Here is a 400-nt window from a genome sequence, read left to right on the forward strand (position 1 = left end):
GTGCATTCGTTACTTTGTTTCGCTTGTTTGTTCTTGTTAGCGTAACATTCTGAACAACTTTTGGCGATACTTCTGTAGTTTCGTCGCTTGCATCTACATACTTAATTGTACGCGTGATGACTTTTGTTTCTACTTCGTCTTCTTTTGCTTGTGGATACTTCACGACTACTTCGGCATTTTCCATTGTTGGTGTTACTGCCACTGACTCTACACTTGGTTTATCTGGTGTTCCATAGTTTGCTACGGTTGGTGAAGCTTGTTCTGCCCAACTTCCTTGTGACCATGTTCCTTCTTCAAGTGCATTCGTTACTTTGTTTCGCTTGTTTGTTCTTGTTAGCGTAACATTCTGAACAACTTTTGGCAATACTTCTGTAGTTTCGTCGTTTGCATCTACATACTT

Annotated in this window: 1 pseudogene; it reads right to left on the reverse strand. The window is 40.2% G+C overall.

Going from position 1 to position 400, the window contains the following annotated elements:
- Nucleotides 1-400: pseudogene (locus HT732_RS00985) on the reverse strand (adhesin); the annotation flags it as partial.

Origin of the sequence: Streptococcus sp. 5346, assembly GCF_013277455.1 — a bacterium.
GTDB lineage: Bacteria > Bacillota > Bacilli > Lactobacillales > Streptococcaceae > Streptococcus.